This is a genomic window from Nostocoides sp. HKS02, assembly GCF_009707485.1.
Classification (GTDB): domain Bacteria; phylum Actinomycetota; class Actinomycetes; order Actinomycetales; family Dermatophilaceae; genus Pedococcus.
In genome coordinates this window covers 2,831,518-2,846,417 of sequence record NZ_CP046121.1, presented here as the reverse complement: position 1 = coordinate 2,846,417, position 14,900 = coordinate 2,831,518, and the positions used below count along the sequence as shown (strand labels likewise).

The following is a 14,900-nucleotide window of genomic DNA, read 5'->3' as shown; positions in this document are numbered from 1 at the left end:
CCTGACCGCTCAGGCGCCGAGCAGGGAGTGCCGGCTGATGATCTCGTCGCGGCCGGGCCCGACACCGATCGCCGAGACCCGCGCCCCGATGAGCTCCTCGAGGCGAAGCACGTAGGCCTGCGCGTTGACAGGGAGCTCCTCGAACGTGCGGCACTTCGAGATGTCCTCCCACCAGCCGGGGAGCTCCTCGTAGATCGGCTTGGCGTGGTGGAAGTCCGTCTGGTTGACCGGCATGTCGTCGTGGCGCACTCCGTCGACGTCGTACGCGACGCAGACCGGCACGGTGTCGAGGCCCGTGAGCACGTCGAGCTTGGTGACCACGAAGTCGGTGACGCCGTTGATCCGGGTGGCATAGCGCCCGACCACGGTGTCGACCCAGCCGCACCGACGCGGCCGGCCCGTGGTGGTGCCGAACTCCGCACCCGTCTTGCGCAGGAACTCGCCGTTCGCGTCGAACAAGCTCGGTCGGGAACGGCCCCTCGCCCACCCGGGTCGAGTACGCCTTGAGGATCGCGATGACCCCGGACACCCGGGTCGGTGGGATGCCGGAACCCGTGCACGCCCCGCCCGAGGTGGCGTTCGAGGACGTCACGAACGGGTAGGTGCCGTGGTCGACGTCCAGCAACGTCGCCTGCCCTGCCTCCAGCAGCACCGTCTTGCCCTCGTTGAGCGCACGCTCGAGCACGAGAGAGGTGTCGGCGACCATGGGACGCAACCGCTCGGCATAGCCGAGCAGCTCGTCCATCACCTCGTCGACCTCGACCGCGCGGCGGTTGTAGATCTTGGCGAGGACCTGGTTCTTGAGCGCCAGCGCAGCCTCGACCTTCTGGCGGAGGATCTTCTCATCGAAGAGGTCCTGCACGCGGATGCCGTTGCGCGCCATCTTGTCGGCGTACGTCGGGCCGATGCCGCGGCCGGTCGTGCCGATCTTGCGTGAGCCGAGGAAGCGCTCGGTCACCTTGTCGAGCACACGGTTGTAGGGCGCGATGATGTGGGCGTTGGCACTCACGAGCAGGCGCGAGGTGTCGACCCCGCGAGCCTCGAGGCCGTCGAGCTCCTGGAACAGGACAGCGAGGTCGATGACGACGCCGTTCCCGATGACGGGGGTGCAGGTCGGCGTGAGGATGCCGGAGGGCAGCAGGTGCAGCGCGTACTTCTCGCGCTTGCCGTCGGTCTCGATGACGATGGTGTGGCCGGCGTTGTTGCCGCCGTTGAACTTGACGACGTAGTCGACGTCGCCACCCATCAGGTCGGTGGCTTTGCCCTTGCCCTCGTCGCCCCACTGGGCGCCCACGAGCACGATTGCCGGCATAAGGCGGCACCTCTCCTCTTCACGGTGTTCCCGAACCCCCGAAGGCTACCGGTCACCCTCGCTGACGAGCGCGGTCGCGTCCTTGGCGAGACCCACGACCAACCTGCCTCGGTGTCGCTCACCTCGACGGGGTGGTTCCGACAGGGCAGAATGGCCACGTCATTTGCGAGACGGCACGGGACGCTGCGCCGATGACGCAGGCGGGCTGGGTGCCCGCACAGGGGGCGTTGCCGGGGGACGGACCTCCCGGCCCGTCCCTCGGCGAACTGCGGACTGCGGCCGTCGCGCCGGCCCGGTCGGTCAGAAGCCGAGCTGGCTGGCACCCGTCGGCGACGAGTCACGCAGGAACTGCGCACACCGCTCCTGCTCGGGCGTCTCGCCGATCGCCCCAGCCGCCTGCGACAGCGCCGCGAGCGCACGCAGGAAGCCACGGTTGGGCACGTGCTCCCACGGCACCGGACCCTGGCCGCGCCAGCCGCTCTTGCGCAGGGTGTCCAGGGCGCGGTGGTAGCCGGTGCGCGCATAGGCGTACCCCTCGACCGTGCGCCCGTCGGCGAGGGCGTCCTCGGCCAGCGTGGCCCAGGCCAGCGACGACGTCGGGTATGCCGCGGCCACCTGGTCGGGGGCCACGCCCGCCTCGAGCTGTGCGGCGGCGGGGTCCTCGGGCAGGTGTGTCTCGGGAATGCCCAGCAGGTTGTCACTCATGAGTGGGTGCCAGCCGACCGCAGGTTCTGGCAGGCCTCGACCACGCGGGCGGCCATGCCCGCCTCGGCCTCCTTGCCCCAGGCGCGTGGGTCGTAGGCCTTCTTGTTGCCGACCTCGCCGTCGACCTTGAGGACACCGTCGTAGTTGGTCAGCATGAAGCCGGCCACGGGACGGGTGAAGGCGTACTGGGTGTCGGTGTCGACGTTCATCTTCACGACCCCGTAGTCGACGGCCGCCGCGATCTCCTCCGGCGCAGAACCCGACCCGCCGTGGAAGACGAGGTGGAACGGCTTGTCGTCGGGCGTCGCGAACTCCTGGTGCACCGCGTCCTGCGCGGCCTTGAGGATCTCGGGGCGCAGCTTGACGTTGCCGGGCTTGTAGACGCCGTGGACGTTCCCGAAGGTCAGGGCGGTCAGGTAGTACCCGTGCTCGCCCGTGCCGAGCGCCCGCGCGGTGGCGATGGCGTCCTGCGGGGTGGAGTAGAGCTTCTCGTCGATCTTGCCCTCGACGCCGTCCTCCTCGCCGCCGACGACCCCGACCTCGATCTCGAGGACCACCCGCGCCGCCTGACAGGCCTCGAGCAGTTCGCGCGCGATGACGAGGTTCTCCTCCAGCGGCACCGCCGAGCCGTCCCACATGTGCGACTGGAACCACGGCGTCCCACCGGCCTTCACCCGCTCGGTGCTCGCCGCGAGCAGCGGCCGGACGAAACCGTCGAGCTTGTCCTTGGGGCAGTGGTCGGTGTGCAGGGCGATGTTCACGTCGTACTTCTTGGCCACCTCGTGGGCGTATGCCGCGAGGGCCAGCGACCCCGAGACCATGTCCTTCACGGTCGGGCCGGAGAGGTACTCGGCCCCACCCGTGGAGACCTGGACGATGCCGTCGCTACCGGCCTCGGCGAACCCCCGGATCGCGGCGTTGAGCGTCTGGGAGGACGAGACGTTGATGGCCGGGTACGCGAAGGAGCCAGCCTTCGCGCGATCGAGCATGTCGGCATACACCTCAGGGGTGGCGATGGGCATGGAAGTCTCCTTCGACTGGTCCGTGGCGTCGCCGCCGATCCTTCCATGCCCGTCGCGTCCGTGGACACCCACGTCTCAGGGCGTCAGGACGAAAGGAGTCGTCGTGGCCACCTGGTGCAGCCCGAGCCGCTGCAGGATCGGCCGGGAGTTCGGCGACGCGTCGACCCGCACGTACCTCGCGCCGCGGGCGAGCGCCAGGCGCGCGCGGTACCCGACGCTGGCCCGGTAGAGCCCTCGCCTGCGGTAGGACTCGAGGGTCGAGCCGCCCCAGAGGCCGCAGAACTGCGTCTCCGGGGTGAGCCGCACCCAGCTCGCCGTCACCACCACGCCGTCGTCCACGCGCTCGACGAGGCACCCCTGCATGTGGTCGGGGTCGGCGGCGAGCTCACCGAAGTGCTTGCCGGTGACCCACGAGCTGCCAGCACCCCAGATGCTGTCCTGGAACTGCGCCACGCGCGGCAGGTCGTCGGCGACGATGGCGCGCAGCCGCAGGCCGTCGGGCACCGACTCGGCGAGGTCGGCGAGCACCTCGAGCTCCCCGAGGATCAGCGCCTCCACCTCCTCCGCCTCGAACCCGGCCGCCGCAAGCCGGGCCGGGAGATCGGCCGGCTCGTCGTAGGAGTACGTCTTCCACTCGACGCTCTGCCCCCGCTCGGCGAAGAAGGTCCGCTGCGCCGCGATGACCGCACCCGGGTCGTCACCGAGACCCTCTGGCGACTCGATCATCGCGCCGCGCTCGGCGGGGTCACGCGGGTAGTTCCGGTGCACGAGCCCGTCGCGCTCGACCACGTGCCCGGTCTCGGCGTCGCGGTCGGCAAGCCGGATCTGGGCGTGGAACGTGGCAAGGAGCTCGTCAGGGGTCACGGGGCGATTGGACCCGACGCAGCGCTCGGCGTCCACCGGATTACCGCGGTCAGCCGGAGCCGACCGACTGGCCGAACACGTGCCGGCGCACCCACGCGTGCATCGCCACCGCGGCCGCGGCACCTGCGTTGATCGAGCGGGTCGACCCGAACTGCTCGATGTGGAGCACGACGTCGCAGGCTGCGCGCATGTCCTCGGACAGCCCCGGCCCCTCCTGGCCGAACACCAGGACGCACTCGCGGGGCAGGTCGTAGGTCTCCAGCGGGCGCGAGCCCGGCAGGTTGTCGATCCCGATGAGCGGTATGCCGTGGCCCTCCCTTCCCGCGGAGGCCGCCCAGGCGACGAGGTCGGCCACCTCGGCGTGGTGGTGCTCGTGCTGGTAGCGGTCAGTCACCATCGCACCGCGACGGTTCCACCGGCGCTTGCCGACGATGTGGAAGGCCTTGGCGTTGAAGGCGTTGGCGGTGCGGATCACCGAGCCGATGTTGAAGTCGTGGCCCCAGTTCTCCACCGCGACGTGGAAGTCGTGTCGCCGGGTGTCGAGGTCGGCGACGATCGCCTCGTGGCGCCAGTACCGGTACCGGTCCACGACGTTGCGGCGGTCGCCGTCGCGCAGCAGCTCGGGGTCCCAGTGGTCACCGACCGGCCAGTCCCCCTGCCCACTCGGCTGCCCGTTTCCCGGCCAAGGACCCACGCCGACCTGCTCGTTCACGACGGTCACCCTACGGCGGCCTCGACAGCGCGCCCTCAGGCGCCGCTCAGGCCGAGCGGACCCACACGGCATACGCTGGGTGGGTGATGCACTCCCTGAGCACCAACTGGATGGACCCTCAGTGGCTCCTGACCCACTTCGGCAGCCAGTTCTTCTGGGTCGCTGCCGCGATCGTCTTCGTGGAGTGCGGGCTGCTGTTCCCGCTGCTGCCCGGCGACTCGCTGTTGTTCGCGATCGGGCTGTTCATCAGCACCGGTGACTTCAGCATGAACCTCGTGCTCGCCATGGTGCTGCTGAGCATCGCCGCCTTCGCGGGCAACGTCGTCGGCTACGAGATCGGGCGGGCGGTCGGCACGCCGCTCTATCAGCGCGACGGCCGCGTGCTCAAGAAGAAGTACTTCGACCAGAGCCACGCCTTCTTCGAGAAGCACGGCGCCAAGGCCCTGGTGATCGGCCGGTTCGTGCCCGTCGTGCGCACCTTCATCACCCTGGTCGCCGGCGTGAGCCGGATGGACCGTCGGCACTTCCTCGTCTGGAGTGCCGTCGGCGCCGTCGGCTGGGTGTGGGCCGTCACCCTGCTGGGGTACTTCCTCGGCAAGTCCTTCCCCGCCCTGAAGGACCACCTCGAGCTGGCGATCCTGGGCATCGTCCTGCTGTCCCTGGTGCCGATGGTCGTCGAGGTCGTCCGTGCCCGGCGGTCCGGGTCCGAGGCTGAGACCCTCGCGGACGAGCGCCCCGCCCCCGAAGAGGTCGGCGACGGGCGGGCGTAGCCCCGCTCCTCGCGCGCGCAGCCACGCGCCGGGCGGGAGCGCGGGTCAGGTCGTGCCGCGTCGGGTCCAGCGGAACGTCGTCGCGCACAGCACGAGCCCAGCCAGGCACCAGGCCCCGAGGACCAGCGCCGTGCGCCCCGGTTCCCACGCCCGAGCCATCTCCTGGGTGCGCCAGTCGTCTGGATAGAACACCGAGCGCATGCCCTGGGCGATCCACTTGAGCGGGAACACCGAGGCGACCTGCTTGAGCCACACCGGCAGGTCCCGGAACGCGAAGTAGACCCCGGAGATGAACTGCAGGATCAGCATGGGCGCGATGACGATGGCCCCCGCTGAGCGCGCCGACGACGCCAGCGAGGAGTAGGCGATCCCCAGCACGGTGCCGGTCGCGACGCCCAGCAGGAACACCCACGCGAAGCGCAGCCAGTGCGCGCCGTCGGACGGCAGGTGCACCCCGAACGCCGCCGCGGCCAGCCCGACCAGCAGGGCGAACTGTGCGAGCGAGGTGATCGCGACCAGCCCGACCTTGCCGAGGAAGTAGGACAGCGGCGGCATCGGGGTGGCGCGTAGGCGCTTGAGGGTGCCGTCGTCGCGCTCGGCGGACACGCTCAGCGCCATCGACTGGAAGCTCGTCAGCATGACGCCCGCCGCGGTCATCCCGGGCAGGAAGAACCGCGCGGCGTTGACGTCGCGTGAGTCCGTGAAGGAGTTGCCGAAGATGGTGGCGAACATCGCCAGCATGAGGATGGGGAAGACGAACGAGAAGAACACCGCCTCCTTCTCGCGGAAGTACATCTTCAGCTCCAGGCGGGTCCGGTCCCAGCCGATCGCGACGACGTTCACGCGACGACCTCGTGCGGGGCGATGAGGGCGAGGTAGGTGTCCTCCAGCGACGGCCTGGTGACGGTGAGCTTGGGGACCTCACCACCCAGCTGCGCAGCCAGCGTGGCGACCAGCCGGGTGGGCGACGTCGTCCGCTCGGTGTGGCGGATGCCGGCCCCGTCCTCCCAGCTCACCGTCGCCTCCGACGACGCGCGCCCGCCCAGGTTGGCGGGGGTGTCCACGGCGAGCATGCTCCCGGCCGCGATCACGCCGACCCGGTCGGCGAGATGTTCGGCCTCGTCGAGGTAGTGGGTCGTCAGCAGCATCGTGGTGCCCCCGTCGGCCAGGCCGCGGATGAGGTCCCAGAAGTCACGCCTGGCCTGGGGGTCGAAGCCGGTGGTCGGCTCGTCGAGGAACAGCAGCTCGGGCGCCCCGATGATGCCCAGCCCCACGTCGAGGCGGCGGCGTTGCCCGCCGCTGAGCTTCCCGACCCGGTCGTCGGCCTTGTCGCGCAGGCCGATCGCCGCGAGGACCTCGTCGACGTCGCGCGGGGTGCGGTAGACCTTCGCCGTGCTCGCGAGCGCCTCACGGGGCGTGATGAGGTCGAGGCCGGTCGAGGTCTGGAGCACGATGCCGATCCGGTTGCGCCAGTCGAGACCCCCGTCGTCGGGGTCGCGTCCGAGCACGCTGACGGTGCCGGCGTCACGCCGACGGAAGCCCTCGAGGATCTCGACGGTGGTCGTCTTGCCCGCACCGTTGGGGCCGAGCAGGGCGAAGATCTCGCCCGGCTCGATCTGCAGGTCGAGCCCGTCCACCGCCGGCCGCCCGGCATACGTCTTGCGCAGCCCGGTCACGCTGATCGGGGCGTCCACGGACCCACCTCCTCGCGCCACCCTTCGGCGACCGTATGCCGCGGGGCTCAGGCCCGCGGCGGTCCGCCCTGAGGGGTGAAGTCGACCTTCACCGGCTCGCGCTCCTCGCCCTCGGTCTCGAAGTACTCGGCGCGCCCTACGTGGAACAGGGAGGCCACGACGTTCGACGGCACGGTCTCGACCCGAGTGTTGAGCTCGCGCACAGTGGCGTTGTAGTACCGGCGGGCCGAGGCGATCCGGTCCTCGGTCGAGGTGAGCTCGCCCTGCAGGGCCAGGAAGTTCTGGTTCGCCTTGAGGTCGGGGTACGCCTCGGCCACGGCGATCAGGCGACCGAGTGCGGCCGAGAGCAGCCCCTCACTCTGGGCCTGCTGGGCGGGGCTCTGGCCACCAGCCATGGCCGCCGAGCGGGCCTTCATGACGTCCTCGAGGGTGCCGCGCTCGTGGGCGGCGTAGCCCTTGACCGTCTCGACGAGGTTGCCGATGAGGTCGTGGCGGCGCTTCAGCTCGACATCGATCTGCCGCCAGGCCTCCTGGACGAGGTTGCGCAGCCGGATCAGGCCGTTGTAGACCCCCACGGCCCAGAGCACGAGCAGCACGACCACCGCGCCGATGACGATCCACGCGATCATGGGACTCCCCCTGTCGTTGTCGGTCCTGTCGCTGTCGGTGCCGCCGATCCTAGTCGCGTCGGGTCAGGCGAGGCCGAGCTCGTCGAGACCGTAGACGAAGCGGTACTCGAATCCCGCCTCCGCGAACTTCTCGGCAGCGCCCGTCGCCCGGTCGGCGATGGTGGCCACGGCTACGACCTCGGCGCCGGCCTCGCGGGCGGCGTTGGCGGCCTCGAGGGGAGAGGCCCCGGTCGTCGAGGTGTCCTCCACGACCACGACGCGGCGCCCGGCGATCGAGGGGCCCTCGATGCGCTGCTGCAGCCCGTGGGCCTTGCCAGCCTTGCGGACCACGAACGCGTCGGTGCGCCCACCGGCTGCGGCACTCGCGTGCAGGATCGCCGTCGCCACGGGGTCGGCCCCCAGGGTGAGCCCGCCGACGGCATCGAACTCGAGGTCCTTGACCAGGTCGCGCATGACCACCCCGACCAGGGGCGCGGCCTCACCGTCGAGGGTGATGCGGCGCAGGTCGACGTAGTAGTCGGCCTCGCGACCTGAGGACAGCGTCACCCGGCCGTGCACGATGGCCTTGTCCTTGACGATCTCGAGCAGTCGGGCGCGGGCGGCGGCGGTTTCAGTCGCGATGTCAGTCACGGTCGGTCAGCCTAGACGAGCCCGCGGTGCGTATGCCGTGGCTCAGCCCTTGGGGCGGTGGACGGTGCGCGCCCGCTTGCGCACCACGGACCTGGGGAGCACGCGCAGGGCCGCGACGACCAGCTTGTACTGAGCGCCCGGTACGGACACGACCTTGCCCTTGGCCACGTCCGCAAGGCAGTCGCGGACCAGCCGGTCGGAGTTGAGCCACACGAATCCCGGCAGCCGCGACATGTTGAGACCTGCGCGGTCGTGGAACTCGGTGCGGGTGAACCCCGGGCACAACGCGGTGGCCGTCACGCCGGTGCCTGCGAGCTCACTGGACAGGCTTTCGGTGAAGACGGTGACGAACGACTTCTCGGCGGAGTACGGGCCCGCGGTGATGAAGGAGGCAACCGACGACACGTTGATGATGCCTCCGTGGCCGCGGTGGCGCATCGCGTTGGCGGCGGCGTGCGACAGGACGAGCACCGCGCGGCACAGCACGTCGAAGACTGCCTCTTCCTCGGCGATGTCGTTGTCGAGGAAACGCTTCTTGAGGGAGTACCCGGCGTTGTTGACCAGCAGGTCGACCGGCCGCGCCTGGTCCGCCACCCGCTCGGCCACCTTGCCGGTGTCCGCCCGGTCGGTCAGGTCGGCGACGAGAATCTCGGTCGAGACGCCGTACGTGGCCTGGAGCTCGTCGGAGACGTTCTCGAGCCGCACGCGGTCGCGCGCGACGAGCACGAGGTCGTGACCACGTTCGGCGAGCTGGTGGGCGAAGGACAGGCCGATGCCGGCGGTGGCGCCAGTGACGAGGGCAGTGCTCATGCGCCCACTGTAAGGGCGGCCCCCTAGGCTTGCCCGGTGCGTATTGCGACCTGGAACGTCAACTCCATCCGTTCCCGCATCGACCGCCTGGAGGCCTGGCTGCAGCGCAGCGACGTCGACATCCTCGCCATCCAGGAGACCAAGGCCACGGATGCGCAGTTCCCGTTCGAGCGACTTCGGGCCCTCGGGTACGAGGTCGCCCACCACGGGCTGAACCACTGGAACGGCGTCGCGATCCTGTCGCGGGTGGGCCTGGCCGACGCGGAGGCGTCGTTCGCCCAGGCCCCAGCCTGGGGTGAGCCGCCGGTCGTCGAGGCGCGCGCGCTCACCGCCACGTGCGCCGGCATACGGATCACGTCGGTCTACGTGCCGAACGGACGCCACATCGGCGACCCCCACATGGCCTACAAGCTCTCCTGGCTCGCGGAGCTGCGCAACCACGCCGAGCAGTGGGTGGCGAGCGGGCAGCCGGCCGCGATCATGGGCGACTGGAACATCGCGCCGCAGGACGAGGACGTCTGGTCGATGGAGTACTACCTCGACAAGAGCCACGTGTCGCCGCCGGAGCGTGCGGCCTTCCAGGCGATCGTCGACACCGGGTTCGTCGACGTCGTGCGGCCCCACACACCGGGGCCGGGCACGTACACGTACTGGGACTACACGCGACTCGCCTTCCAGAAGCGGCGCGGCATGCGGATCGACTTCATCCTCGGCTCCCCGCCGTTCGCCGCGCGGGTGACCGGGGCGGCCATCGACCGCGAGGAACGCAAGGGCCAAGGCGCCTCCGACCACGCGCCCGTCGTCGTACAGCTGGAGGACTGAGATGACCCGCACCTTCACCGTGGCCGCTCCGGACGGCGCCCGGCTCCAGGTCCAGGAATGGCCGGCGACCGGACCGGCCGACGCTCCGACCGTGGTGCTCGCGCACGGCTGGACCCTCACCCGCGCCTCGTGGCTGCCGGTCGTCGAGCAGCTCGTGGCTCGCGGATTGCGGGTCGTGGCCTACGACCAGCGGGGGCACGGCGGGTCGGGGCCGCTGCGGGGTCAGCCATCGGTGCGCGCGCTCGGCGACGACCTCGCCGCGGTGCTCGACGTCGTCGCCCCGACGGGGCCGGTGGTGCTCGGTGGCCACTCGATGGGTGGCATGACCGTGATGGCGTATGCCGGGCTGCACCCCGAGTCGTTCGCCTCGCGGGTGGCGGGGGTGGTGCTCGTCGCGACCTCTGCGGGCGACCTGAAGGGAACCGGGCTCGGGTCCGTCGAGGCGTGGGCGATGCGGTTCGCCGCGCGGCTGCCTCAGCTGCGGGCCGGGCGCCTGGTGACCACCCGGGGGCAGCGCGCGCTGCTGTTCGGCGCCGATGCCGACCCCGAGCACGTGCGCCTCACGCGGCAGCAGGTGGCTGACACGACGCTGCCGACGATGGGCCGGTTCTTCAGCGCGCTGGCCGAGCACGACGAGGCCGAGGCGCTGGCGCAGTTCGAGGGGGTCCAGACGGTGGTGCTGGTCGGCGACCGCGACAAGCTCACCCCGAAACGGCACGCGATCCGCCTCGCGGAGCTGGTGCCGCACGCCGAGCTCCAGGTGCTGCCGGGTCGCGGACACATGCTCGCCTACGAGGCCACCGACGAGGTGGTCGCGGCCTTCACGACCCTGCTCGACGGCCTCCCCGACACCCACTCGGCCGACCGCTCCTGACGGCACCGCGCTCAGGACACGACGCGCCGCAGACCCAGGCCCACTGACGCGAGCGCGCCCAGCAGGGCGGCCACCGCGGCGCCCGTGAACACCGTCTGCACCTGGACGACTCCAGCGGCGACGAGCGCCCGGGTGTCGGTCTGGTCCGGCAGGGCGGCAACGGTCAGGTAGTAGCGGTGCAGGCCCAGCGCAGTCAGCAGCGCGAGTCCGACGACCATCCCGACCATGCGGGCAACCACGACCAGCGCACTCGCGGTCGCGTGCGCAGTGTCGGGCGCGCTGGCGAGCGCCGCGTTGTTGACCGGGGCCACGGCGAGTCCCACCCCCAGACCGACCGCGACGAGGACCACCGTGGCGGTCGGGCTCGCCAGCGACCCCGCGCCCCAGTGACCCATCGCCCACAGCCCGGACGAAGCCAGGGCGAGGCCGCCACCGCTGACCACGCCGTCACCCAGGCGGCGCAGCGACCAGCCGCCGAGCAGCGCCCCGATCGGGACCGCGACGAGGAACCGCACGAGCACGAGAGCCGCGACGGTCTGGCTGCTCGTGTACGTCAGCCGGGCGAGGACGGGGACGTCCACGACGACGGCCACCAGCGCCGCGCCGGCGAGCAGGCTCACCGCGAGTGCGGCGCGCGCCCGTCCGCGCACCACCCCTCGCGCGACGAGGGGCTGCTCGGCGGTGCGGTGCCGCCAGAGGTACAGGCCCAGCGCCACCGCGCCCAGCGGCAGGAGCGCCCACCCCGCCGGACCGACCACGTCGCGCTCGGGGTCGCTCGCGGCGAAGGTGAGGATGACGCTGCCCAGCGCCAGCCCGAGCAGCGCCGCCCCGGGCAGGTCCGCTCGGCGCAGCAGTGGCCAGGAACGCGGCGCCACGAGGGCGAGCCACAGCGCGACGAGGACCAGCGCCGCCACCCCGATCGGGGTGAACACCCTGCTGCTCGAGCCCCCGAACGGCACGAACGGCACGCCCAGGGTCACATCCGTCGCCAGTCGTGCGGGGGCCACCAGGGCGAGCAGGCTCACCGCCGCGGCGAGGCCGCCCACGGCGAGAGGTATGCCGCGCGGGCGGCGTCGGCGCGGCATACCGAGGGCCAGCAGCACGCCGGTCAGGACCACAGCCACCGCGACGTTGAGCCAGAAGATGGCGCGCCAGCCGGAGACCGCCAGGACCGCCGCGCCGAGAACGGGGCCGAGGACGCTGCCGAGCTCCTGGACCGCCCCGACCACTCCCAGCGCGGTGCCGCGACGTCCGCCGGGCCACAGGTCCGCGACGAGCGCCAGCGTGGCCGGGACGAGCCCGCCACCCCCGACCCCCTGCAGGATCCGGCCGGTGACCAGCACGGGGAGTTCGACGGCCAGCGCGGTGATCGCCGAGCCGACGATGAATACCGCCAGGCAGGCGACCAGGATCCGTTGCCTGGCAACGAGATCGGCGAGGCGACCTATCAACGGCAAGACCGCGACATACCCCAGCAGGAACCCCGAGATGATCGGCGTCGCCCTTTGCAGGGCGTCGATGCCCAGGCCGACCCCCGTCATCATGTCCGGGAGCGCCAGGACCACGACGTAGGTGTCTGCCGCGGCCAGGGCCACCGCCACCGACGCGGTGGCGAGCAACGCCCTAGGGGCGGGTGATCGCAACGGCCTGCGACAAGCTCGTGAGGTGGAGCGTGTAGGTCGAGGTTGACCCCGCGTAGAACGGGCCCTTGAGCACGACGCTGCGCAGCTGTGAGGTGGTGTCGGTCAGGCCGTAGGTGACCTCGAACGTGGCCGTGCGGTCGCCGACGACGAGCAGGTCCGCGATCGCCGCACCGGGGAGGGTGCCCGTGATGGTCTGGAGGACGTCGGAACCCTCACGGACCTTGCCCCCGGCGGCCAGGTGCACGGTCTTGCTGATCAGACTGGTGATCCCGGTCTGGGGGTTGAACAAGCTGAGCCGGGTTGGGCGCGCCATACGTTTTCGGGTCGATCTTGGCGTAGCCGGGCGTGAAGAACTTCAGGTAGACGTCCTGGTCCACAGCGATGACGTCCACGGTGCCGGTGATCCCGCTGACCGTCGCGTTGAGGGTGCCCTTGAACGACGGCGGGCTGAACAGGCCGGTGCCCTTCGCCGCTGACACACCGACGGCCTTGCTCGGCAGTCCGGTCGCCTCGAGGTCGAGGGAGACGGCCGGGCTCTGCTCGAGCGTGGTGCGGGCGGCGGCGAGCTGCTGGGCCGGTGAGGCGGTCGATGACGGTGCCGGGGCAGCGCTGGAACATCCCGCGAGCGCCAGCGCCACGACGCCGGCGGCTACTACCCGAACAGAGATCACCCGAACAGACATCACCCGCACAGACATGACACCACCGTAGTTGTCGCGACAGCGGTCTCAGGGAAGGCGGGCCGATCCCTCTGGATGCAGCCGGAGCCAGCGATACCCGTAGCCCTCGAGGGCGACAGTCACCCGGCCGCGGTCGTCGGTGGCCAGGTCGTCGGACCCGAGCAGGTCAGCCAGGCCGACGGCCTCGTCCGCCGCCTGCACCTCGACGGTCACCGGCTCGGGGCCCAGGTTGTGCAGCGCCACGACCGCAGCGTCGTCGGTCGCGCAGCGGTGGGCGAGCACCTGGGCCTGCGGCTGGTCGAGCACCTCGAACCTGCCCCACCCGAGCTCGGGGCAGGCGCGGTATGCGCGGATGAGGCGGTGCATGAAGCTCCAGAGGGAGTCGGGGTCGCGACGCTGGTCTGCGACGTTGACGTGGTCGGGTCCGAAGCCGCCCGGGGTCACCCGTGCGACGAGCCGGCTGGGCCTCGCGGTGGAGAACCCCCCGTTGCGCCCGTCGGTCCACTGCATCGGCGTGCGCACCGCCATCCGACCCTCGGCCTCGAGGTCCTCGCCCATGCCGATCTCCTCGCCGTAGAAGAGCGTCGGAGTGCCGGGCAGGGCGAACAGCAGGCTGTAGGCCATCCGGATCCGGCGCGGGTCGCCCCCCATCATCGTGGGCAGCCGACGCTTCAGCCCCCGGCCGTAGATCTGCTCCTGCGGCTCGGGCCCGAAGGCGGCGAACACCTCCTGCTTCTCCTCCTCGGTCAGCTTGTCGAGGGTGAGCTCGTCGTGGTTGCGCAGGAACGTCGCCCACTGGCACGACGGGTGGATCGGCGGCCGGTCGAGCAGCGCCTCGACGAGCGGCCCGGCATCGCGGCGCGCCATGGACAGGTAGGCGTTCTGCATGCCGATGAAGTCGAACATCATGTGCAGCTCGTCGCCCGCGGCGCCGCCGAAGTACTTCTCCTGCTGCTGGTGGGACACGTTGACCTCGCCGAGCAGGATCGCGTTGCCCCTGCGGCGGTTGACGAAGGCCCGCAGGTCCCGCAGGTGCTGGTGCGGGTCGGCCGGCACCTCGGGATGGGCCTTGCTCTCGGCGAGCGTCTCGACGTCCTCGACGAAGAACGGCACGGCGTCGACCCGGAACCCGTCGAGGCCCAGCTGCAGCCAGAACCCCAGCGCTCGGTCGATCTCGTCGCGGACTGCGGGGTTCGCGATGTTGAGATCCGGTTGGTAGGAGTAGAAGTGGTGCAGGTACCACTCGCCCGTGGCGTCGTCCTTGGCCCAGACGCTGTTCTCCTTGTCGGGGAACGCGACCTGGTCGCTGGTGTCGGGCGGCGGGTCGGAGCGCCACACGTAGTAGTCGCGGAAGGGGTTGTCCTTGCTGCGGCGCGCGGCCTTGAACCACGGGTGCTGGTCACTGGTGTGGTTGATGACGACGTCGAGGATGACGCGCAGCCCACGGTCCTTGGCGGTCCGGATGATCTCGACGAGCTGGCCGTGGTCGCCGATCCGTGGGTCGACGCCGTAGAGGTCGGTGACGTCGTACCCGTCGTCGCGGCCGGGCGTCGGGTAGATCGGCATGAGCCAGAGGCAGGTGACGCCGAGCTCGGCGAGGTAGTCGATCCGCTGCGCCAGACCTGCGAGGTCGCCGATGCCGTCGCCGTCGGAGTCGTAGAACGTGTCGACGTGCAGGCAGTAGAAGACGGCCGTCTTCCACCACTGGTCGCTGGTGTCGGTGATGCGCATGG

The 14,900-nt window shown here is 71.0% G+C and carries 16 protein-coding genes and 1 pseudogene; 3 read left to right on the top strand and 14 right to left on the bottom strand.

The genetic code is table 11. The features are described 5' to 3' along the window. Nucleotides 1-9: 9 nt before the first annotated feature. From GKE56_RS13705 to GKE56_RS13685, 5 genes and pseudogenes are all read right to left on the bottom strand, one after another. A pseudogene (locus GKE56_RS13705) lies at nucleotides 10-1,312 on the bottom strand (adenylosuccinate synthase). Between the two features lie 300 nt (nucleotides 1,313-1,612). Then, nucleotides 1,613-2,017: a DUF3151 domain-containing protein gene (locus tag GKE56_RS13700; protein WP_154685006.1), complete on the bottom strand. Its 405-nt coding sequence runs from the start codon at nucleotides 2,015-2,017 to the stop codon at nucleotides 1,613-1,615. After that, the gene (gene fbaA, locus GKE56_RS13695) at nucleotides 2,014-3,039 is read right to left on the bottom strand and encodes a class II fructose-bisphosphate aldolase (RefSeq protein WP_154685005.1); all 1,026 of its coding nucleotides are present in this window, start codon (nucleotides 3,037-3,039) and stop codon (nucleotides 2,014-2,016) included. Before fbaA ends, GKE56_RS13700 begins: the two co-directional genes overlap by 4 nt. A gap of 75 nt (nucleotides 3,040-3,114) precedes the next feature. After that, nucleotides 3,115-3,903, bottom strand: coding sequence for a GNAT family N-acetyltransferase (locus GKE56_RS13690; protein WP_154685004.1), 789 nt, complete (start codon nucleotides 3,901-3,903; stop codon nucleotides 3,115-3,117). Between the two features lie 49 nt (nucleotides 3,904-3,952). After that, nucleotides 3,953-4,615 carry a TrmH family RNA methyltransferase gene (locus GKE56_RS13685; RefSeq protein WP_230208977.1) on the bottom strand — a complete coding sequence of 221 codons (663 nt, stop codon included), beginning with the start codon at nucleotides 4,613-4,615 and terminating at the stop codon, nucleotides 3,953-3,955. 86 nt (nucleotides 4,616-4,701) lie between these two features. On the opposite strand from GKE56_RS13685, the gene GKE56_RS13680 reads away from it, so the two are divergent. Then, complete coding sequence (locus GKE56_RS13680; RefSeq protein ID WP_154685806.1) at nucleotides 4,702-5,385, top strand: DedA family protein; 684 nt, start codon at nucleotides 4,702-4,704, stop codon at nucleotides 5,383-5,385. A gap of 45 nt (nucleotides 5,386-5,430) precedes the next feature. Here GKE56_RS13680 and GKE56_RS13675 read toward each other — a convergent pair whose 3' ends face one another. The 5 genes from GKE56_RS13675 to GKE56_RS13655 form a co-directional block, all read right to left on the bottom strand. Beyond that, a complete protein-coding gene (locus tag GKE56_RS13675) occupies nucleotides 5,431-6,228 on the bottom strand; it encodes an ABC transporter permease (protein WP_154685002.1) in 798 nt (265 codons plus the stop codon). Beyond that, the gene (locus GKE56_RS13670; RefSeq protein ID WP_154685001.1) at nucleotides 6,225-7,079 is read right to left on the bottom strand and encodes an ABC transporter ATP-binding protein; all 855 of its coding nucleotides are present in this window, start codon (nucleotides 7,077-7,079) and stop codon (nucleotides 6,225-6,227) included. Before GKE56_RS13670 ends, GKE56_RS13675 begins: the two co-directional genes overlap by 4 nt. Nucleotides 7,080-7,126: 47 nt before the next feature. After that, nucleotides 7,127-7,708 (bottom strand): LemA family protein, encoded by a 582-nt coding sequence (locus tag GKE56_RS13665; RefSeq protein WP_154685000.1) that lies wholly within the window; start codon nucleotides 7,706-7,708, stop codon nucleotides 7,127-7,129. A 63-nt stretch (nucleotides 7,709-7,771) separates the two neighbouring features. Continuing rightward, nucleotides 7,772-8,329: an orotate phosphoribosyltransferase gene (pyrE, locus tag GKE56_RS13660; protein WP_154685805.1), complete on the bottom strand. Its 558-nt coding sequence runs from the start codon at nucleotides 8,327-8,329 to the stop codon at nucleotides 7,772-7,774. A gap of 51 nt (nucleotides 8,330-8,380) precedes the next feature. Then, nucleotides 8,381-9,148 (bottom strand): SDR family oxidoreductase, encoded by a 768-nt coding sequence (locus GKE56_RS13655; protein ID WP_154684999.1) that lies wholly within the window; start codon nucleotides 9,146-9,148, stop codon nucleotides 8,381-8,383. A 36-nt stretch (nucleotides 9,149-9,184) separates the two neighbouring features. Between GKE56_RS13655 and GKE56_RS13650 the strand changes: the two genes are divergently transcribed. After that, nucleotides 9,185-9,970 (top strand): exodeoxyribonuclease III, encoded by a 786-nt coding sequence (locus GKE56_RS13650; protein WP_154684998.1) that lies wholly within the window; start codon nucleotides 9,185-9,187, stop codon nucleotides 9,968-9,970. Between the two features lies 1 nt (nucleotide 9,971). Then, complete coding sequence (locus GKE56_RS13645; RefSeq protein ID WP_154684997.1) at nucleotides 9,972-10,844, top strand: alpha/beta fold hydrolase; 873 nt, start codon at nucleotides 9,972-9,974, stop codon at nucleotides 10,842-10,844. Between the two features lie 11 nt (nucleotides 10,845-10,855). Here the strand turns inward: GKE56_RS13645 and GKE56_RS13640 are convergent, their stop codons facing one another. Genes GKE56_RS13640 through GKE56_RS13625 form a run of 4 tightly spaced genes read right to left on the bottom strand, consistent with a single transcriptional unit; the run spans nucleotide 10,856 to nucleotide 14,898 of the window. Continuing rightward, nucleotides 10,856-12,463, bottom strand: coding sequence for an MFS transporter (locus tag GKE56_RS13640; protein WP_230208976.1), 1,608 nt, complete (start codon nucleotides 12,461-12,463; stop codon nucleotides 10,856-10,858). A 4-nt stretch (nucleotides 12,464-12,467) separates the two neighbouring features. After that, nucleotides 12,468-12,731, bottom strand: a complete 264-nt coding sequence (locus GKE56_RS17880) for a hypothetical protein (RefSeq protein WP_255424970.1) — start codon at nucleotides 12,729-12,731, stop codon at nucleotides 12,468-12,470. After that, the gene (locus tag GKE56_RS17875) at nucleotides 12,700-13,185 is read right to left on the bottom strand and encodes an LppX_LprAFG lipoprotein (protein WP_154684994.1); all 486 of its coding nucleotides are present in this window, start codon (nucleotides 13,183-13,185) and stop codon (nucleotides 12,700-12,702) included. Before GKE56_RS17875 ends, GKE56_RS17880 begins: the two co-directional genes overlap by 32 nt. Before the next feature lie 30 nt (nucleotides 13,186-13,215). Beyond that, on the bottom strand, nucleotides 13,216-14,898 hold the full coding sequence (locus tag GKE56_RS13625) for an alpha-amylase family protein (RefSeq protein ID WP_154684993.1): 1,683 nt from the start codon (nucleotides 14,896-14,898) through the stop codon (nucleotides 13,216-13,218). Nucleotides 14,899-14,900: the final 2 nt, after the last annotated feature.